The organism is Streptomyces sp. NPDC057654, from assembly GCF_042800135.1.
GTDB lineage: Bacteria > Actinomycetota > Actinomycetes > Streptomycetales > Streptomycetaceae > Streptomyces.
The window spans coordinates 1-6,295 of sequence record NZ_JBHVHQ010000503.1 but is presented as its reverse complement, the minus strand read 5'-3'; the positions used below and the strand labels follow the sequence as shown (position 1 = coordinate 6,295).

The 6,295-nt window shown below is 71.9% G+C and carries 4 protein-coding genes; 2 read left to right on the top strand and 2 right to left on the bottom strand.

Annotated elements, in window-relative coordinates; translation table 11 throughout:
* Nucleotides 1-2: 2 nt before the first annotated feature.
* Nucleotides 3-710 carry a DUF4232 domain-containing protein gene (locus tag ACFU99_RS29050; RefSeq protein ID WP_384397637.1) on the bottom strand — a complete coding sequence of 236 codons (708 nt, stop codon included), beginning with the start codon at nt 708-710 and terminating at the stop codon, nt 3-5.
* A gap of 322 nt (nt 711-1,032) precedes the next feature.
* On the opposite strand from ACFU99_RS29050, the gene ACFU99_RS29045 reads away from it, so the two are divergent.
* The gene (locus ACFU99_RS29045) at nt 1,033-2,448 is read left to right on the top strand and encodes a helix-turn-helix domain-containing protein (protein ID WP_384397635.1); all 1,416 of its coding nucleotides are present in this window, start codon (nt 1,033-1,035) and stop codon (nt 2,446-2,448) included.
* 76 nt (nt 2,449-2,524) lie between these two features.
* Here ACFU99_RS29045 and argS read toward each other — a convergent pair whose 3' ends face one another.
* Entirely contained in the window at nt 2,525-4,306 is a 1,782-nt protein-coding gene (argS, locus tag ACFU99_RS29040; protein WP_384397633.1) for an arginine--tRNA ligase, read from the bottom strand.
* A 209-nt stretch (nt 4,307-4,515) separates the two neighbouring features.
* On the opposite strand from argS, the gene lysS reads away from it, so the two are divergent.
* Nucleotides 4,516-6,295 (top strand): lysine--tRNA ligase (lysS, locus tag ACFU99_RS29035; RefSeq protein WP_384397631.1); only part of this gene is annotated, 1,780 nt, incomplete at its 3' end.

Below are 6,295 nucleotides of genomic sequence, written 5' to 3'. Positions count from 1 at the left end.
GGCTAGTTGATGGCGTCGGCCTTCTCGCGCTGCCAGTAGGTGACCTGGGCGTTGTCGTCGTAGTACGCGCTGCCGCCGGGGAGCGCCGGGTGGGCGGCGGAGCCGGTGGAGCCCTCGCCGCTGTCGGCGCCGCTGAAGTAGACGGCCAGCGAGTCGGCGGTGCGGCCGTGCTCGCCGTCGGCGCCGAGGGCGACGCCCGCGTAGGCCGACTCGCCGGGCTGGAGGGTGACCACGGCCTGCGGCTTGGTGTCCTCCATGGGCGCGGCGGACACGGACTGGTCCTCGCCGAACCGGAGCATCGGGTAGTAGTACGCGTTGCACGCCTGGCCGCCGGTGTTGGTGGCGGTGAGCAGGAGGTAGTGGCTGGGGCGCGTCAGGGCCTGGGCGGTGACGTCGAGGTTGTCCCCGGTGCAGGCGAGCTCCGTCGGGCCCGAGTCGTCCCCGCTCTCCTCCTGGGCCGCGCTGCCGCTCTTGCCGCTCATACGGGCCGTGGAGTCGGCCTTCTTGCCCGCGCTGCCGGATGCGCTGCCGGACGCGCTGTCGGTCTTGGCGTCGTTGGCGGCGCCCGAGGCGGCGGGCGCGGTGGCGCTCGCGCCGGCCTTGTCGGCGGCCTTGTCGTCGCCGCCCGACTGGCAGGCGGTCAGGGAGACGGCGGCGGCGAGCGCCGCGACGGCGACGGCGATGGAACGGGTGCGGCGGGACTTGGCCATGATCGGAGTTCTCCCCGTAGCTGGTCAGAAGGAGTGGACGAGCGCCACGACGGTGACGGTGGACGCCACGAGCACCGCGACGGCCACGGCATCGATCAAGCTGAACCGGACGCGTGAACGCATGACTGCTCCTGGGCGGATGGCGCTGGAAGAGTGGGAGCCGCGGAACTCGCCGCGGTGTGTCCACAGCCTGCGAGGCGTCCTGTCCCAGCCGCAATGGCCGCCCGGCTATTGGGGAAGCTGGAACGGCCGCGCATAAACTGACCTGGGGAGGAACCCCAGCCCTGGAACGCGCTTCCGGGACGGAACAGGGAGGGGGCCGGTGGGTGTGGCGAGTGAGACCGAGGACTTTGCCGCGCTGCTCAGGGAGCTGAAGGGCCGTTCGGGACGCAGTTACGGCGTCCTGGCCGGCAAGCTCCACGTGAGCACGTCCACGCTGCACCGCTACTGCAACGGCGACGCCGTGCCCACCGACTACGCACCCGTGGAACGTCTCGCGCGGCTGTGCGGGGCGACGCCGGACGAGCTGGTGGAGGTGCACCGGCGGTGGATCGTCGCGGACGCGGCGCGGCGGCGCAAGCCTTCGGCGGCGGCCCCGGCACCGGAGCCGGAGCCCGAGCCCGAGCAGGCGGCGGAGCCGCGGGTGGAGCCCGTGCCGGAGCCCGTGCCGGAGGCGGTACGGGAGGACGCGCCCGTACGGGAGCCCGTACCCGAACCCGTGCCCGTACCGCCGGCCGGGCCCGCGGCCGTAGCGGAATCCAAGCATCCGGTCCGTCGCTGGACGCGGAAGCGGGCGGCCCTCGTGGGCGCCGGGGTGGTGGCGCTCGCCGTGCCCGCCGCCGTTGCGGTGGCCCAGGCGACCGGGACGCTGGACGGGGGCAAGGAGAAGCCCGCGGGCTACTCCGCCTCGCGCCTGCCGAGCACCGGCCCGCATACGCCGCGGCCCTCGGCGAGCGGCTCGCCCGACAGCGCGTCCAAGCCGGACGGCGGCGCCGGGGCGTCCAAGGACGCCTCGCCCTCGTCCTCGCCCACCGCGTCGGGCGGCGCGAAGGACCCTGGCGGCGCGGCGGATACGGACGATGGAAAAGCCGGGAGCGGGGCCGGGGACGTCTCGGGCGAGCCGCTGACCGTGAGCAGCCGGATCAACTCCTGGGAGGACCGCTGCTTCCAGTACTACCTGCTGGGCGACACGCCCGCCCAGGTGCCGCAGCCGCCCACCGAACAGGACACCGGGGCCTGGGCGCGGAACCAGGGCGCGGTCACCGGCGGCACGTCCAAGACCCAGCTGGTCGTGCAGGGCAAGAGCGAGAAGACGGTGGTGCTCCAGGCGCTGCACGTGCGCGTGGTGGGGCGGTCCGCGCCGCTCGACTGGTCGGCGTTCTCCATGGGCAGCGGCTGCGGCGGCGGGATGACGCCGCGGTCGTTCGACATCGACCTCGACGCCGGTTCCCCGGTGACGCGGCCGGTCGCCGGGGAGCAGGGCGATGTGAAGATCCCCGCCACGGACTTCCCGTACAAGGTGTCGCTGAACGACCCGCAGGTGCTGAACATCCAGGCGCACACCACCGGCCACGACGTCAGCTGGTACCTGGAACTGGAGTGGAGCAGCGGCGGGCGGCACGGCACGACGCGGATCTACGACCACGGCAAGCCGTTCCGCACGTCCGGGATGAAGGGCGCGCCGAAGTACTCGTACAACGACGAGAAGAAGACGTGGGAGCCGCAGACAGCTTCCTGACGGTCCTGACGGCCCGGCCCCGGGCAGATGAAAGGGGCCGTTTCACGATGCGAAACGGCCCCCTCACCTTCGCCGGTTACAGGCGCTCGGGGGTGCGGATGCCCAGGAGCGCCATGCCCTGCCGCAGCGTGCGGCCGGTGAGCTCGCACAGGAAGAGCCGGTTCTCGGCGACGTCGGCGGGGACGTCGGCCTTCACGACCGGGCACTGCTCGTAGAACGTCGCGTAGTGCGAGGCCAGCTGGTAGAGGTACGCGGCGAGCTTGTGCGGCTCGTACGTCTCGGCGACCGCCTCCAGGATCTCGGCGAAGTCGTCGAGGTACAGACCCAGGGCCCGCTCGGCGGGGGCCAGCGCCAGCTCCGGGTGTGGGACCGGCTGCTTGCCGTCCGCCTTGCGCAGGATGGACTGGATACGCGCGTACGCGTACTGGAGGTACACGCTGGTGTCGCCGTTGAGGGACACCATCCGGTCCAGGTCGAAGACGTAGTCGCGGGTCATCGAGGTGGACAGGTCGGCGTACTTGACCGCGCCGATGCCCACCTGCGCGCCGCGCTCGGCGATCTCCGCCTCGGTGAGGTCCTTGGCCTTCTCCCGCACGACGGCCGACGCGCGGTCGATCGCCTCGTCCAGCAGGTCGACCAGCCGGACCGTCTCGCCCTCACGGGTCTTGAAGGGCTTGCCGTCCTTGCCGAGCACGGTCCCGAAGGGGAGCTGCCGCGCGGTGTCCTCGGGGAGCCAGCCGGCCCGGTGGGCGGTCTCGAAGACCATCCGGAAGTGCAGGGCCTGCCGGGCGTCCACCACGTAGAGGAGGGTGTCGGCGCCCAGCTTGCCGATCCGGTCGCGGATGGCGGCGAGGTCGGTGGCCGCGTACCCGAAGCCGCCGTTGGACTTCTGGACGATCAGCGGCGTCGGGTTGCCGTCCGGGCCCTTGACGTCGTCGAAGAAGACGCACAGGGCGCCGTCGGAGCGGACGGCGACGCCCGACTCCTCCAGCTCCTTCACGACGTTGATCAGGTCGTCGTTGTACGCGCTCTCGCCGACGATGTCCGCGTCGCGGATCTCCACGTCGAGCTTCTCGTACACGCCCCGGAAGTAGATCTTCGACTCGTCGACGATCTTGTGCCAGAGGGCGAGGGTCTCCTCGTCGCCGGACTGGAGGGACACCACCCGGCCCCGGGCGCGGCCCTTGAACTCCTCGTCGGAGTCGAAGACCGCGCGCGACGCCTTGTAGAGGCGGTTGAGCCGCGCCATGGCGGCCTCGCCCTCGCCCTCGGCGCCGTTCGCGGCAGCGGCGGAGTCGGAGGCGTGATCCAGCTCGGCGGGGTGCTCGATCAGGTACTGGATGAGCATGCCGAACTGGGTGCCCCAGTCGCCGATGTGGTGGCGGCGCACGACCGTCTCGCCCCGGTGCTCCAGGATCTTGACGATCGCGTCGCCGATCACCGTCGAGCGCAGATGGCCGACGTGCATCTCCTTGGCCACGTTGGGCTGGGAGTAGTCGATGACGGTGGTGCCGGGCTTCGCCGCGTACGGCACGCCGAGCCGGTCGTCGGCGGCGCGGGCCGCGAGCGTGTTCGTGATCGCGGAGTCGGCGATCGTGATGTTGAGGAAGCCGGGCCCGGAGACCTCGACGCCGGAGATCAGCTCACCGGCAGGCAGCCCCTCGACGACCTTGGCGGCCAGCTCGCGGGGGTTGCCCTTCAGCTTCTTCGCCAGCGCCAGCATCCCGTTGGCCTGGAAATCCGCTCGGTCGCTGCGTCGCAGCAGCGGGTCGGCGGCGCCGGCCTCCGGCAGGGCAGCCGAGAGGGCGTCCGCGACGCGCTGGTGGACCGTGGCGGCGAGAGAAGGGACCGAAGCCATGGGTTGCCGTTCCGTGAGAGGTCGTATGGGCCGGTGCCAAGTATCCCATGGGGTGTGTGCCGGCCCGGAGGGGTTATCGGCCGGGCGGGAGGGGCGTACGCGCTGTACGGACCTACGGCCGCGTACCGTCCGCCCGGCGGGCGGCCTAATTCACGGGCGGTCGCGGAACCCCCGGGGCACCCTTGCCGTCTGGGACAATGGTCGACGCCATGACCGCAAGGAAGGAAGTGCCGAACGTGGCTCAGAGCACCGAGGCCGACTGGGTCTCCCGATTCGCCGACGAGGTCATTGCCGAGGCGGAGCGTCATGCCCCCGGCAAACCCATTGTCTGCGCCTCGGGCCTCAGCCCCTCCGGCCCGATTCATCTGGGCAACCTGCGCGAGGTCATGACCCCGCACCTGGTGGCCGATGAGATCCGGCGCCGCGGGCACGACTGCGTGCACATCATTTCCTGGGACGACTACGACCGGTACCGCAAGGTCCCGGCCGGCATCGACCCGTCCTGGTCGGAGCACATCGGCAAGCCGCTCACCTCGGTGCCGGCCCCGCCCGGCAGCTCGTACGCGAACTGGGCCGAGCACTTCAAGGCGCCGATGATCAAGGCGCTGGAGGAGCTCGGCATCGAGTTCCGCGGCATCAGCCAGACCGAGCAGTACACGTCCGGGGCGTACCGCGAGCAGATCCTGCACGCGATGCGCGAGCGCGGCCGGATCGACGAGATCCTCGACCGGTACCGGACGAAGGACAAGCCGGGCGGGCAGAGCGGGCCGGGCGGGCCGGGCGGCGCGGCCAAGGGGCAGAAGCAGGGCCAGAAGCAGGGCCAGAAGCCCGTCGACGAGGCCGAGCTGGAGGCCGCGGAGGGCTCCGGCGCGGCCGACGAGGACGACGGCAGCACGGGCGGCGGGGGCTACTTCCCGTACAAGCCCTACTGCTCCGTGTGCGACCGCGACCTGACGACCGTCACCGCGTACGACGACGAGTCGACCGAGCTGACCTACAGCTGCGTCTGCGGGCACGAGGAGACGGTGCTGCTGCGCGAGCACGACCGCGGCAAGCTGGTCTGGAAGGTCGACTGGCCGATGCGCTGGGCGTACGAGGGCGTGGTCTTCGAGCCCAGCGGCGTCGACCACTCCTCGCCCGGCTCCTCGTACGTCGTCGGCGGCCAGATCGTCCGCGAGGTCTTCGACGGCCGGCAGCCGATCGGCCCGATGTACGCGTTCGTCGGCATCAGCGGCATGGCCAAGATGTCGTCGTCCAAGGGCGGCGTGCCGACCCCGGCCGACGCGCTGGAGATCATGGAGGCGCCGCTGCTGCGCTGGCTGTACGCGCGCCGCAAGCCGAACCAGTCCTTCAAGATCGCCTTCGACCAGGAGATCCAGCGGCTGTACGACGAGTGGGACGCCCTGGAGCGCAAGATCGCGGACGGCTCGGCGCAGCCGGCGGACGTCGCCGCGTACGGGCGCGCCACCAGGACGGCCGCCGCCGAGCTGCCGAGGACGGCGCGGCCGCTGCCGTACCGGACGCTCGCCTCGGTCGTGGACATCACCGGCGGCCAGGACGAGCAGACGCTGCGCATCCTCAGCGAACTGGACCCGGCCAACCCGGTCCGCTCGCTCGACGAGACCAGGCCGCGGCTCGACCGCGCGCAGCACTGGGTCACCACCCAGGTCCCGGCCGAGCAGCGGACGATCCTGCGGGACGAGCCGGACGCCGAGCTGCTGGCGTCCCTGGACGACGAGGCGCGCGAGTCGCTGCGGCTGCTGCTGGCCGGGCTCGACGAGCACTGGTCGCTGGACGGGCTGACCACGCTCGTCTACGGCGTCCCGAAGATCCAGGCGGGCCTGGCCCCCGACGCCAAGCCGACGTCGGAGCTGAAGGTCGCGCAGCGCTCGTTCTTCGCGCTGCTGTACCGCCTCCTGGTGAGCCGCGACACGGGCCCGCGCCTGCCGACGCTGCTGCTGGCGGTGGGGGCGGACAGGGTGCGCAAGC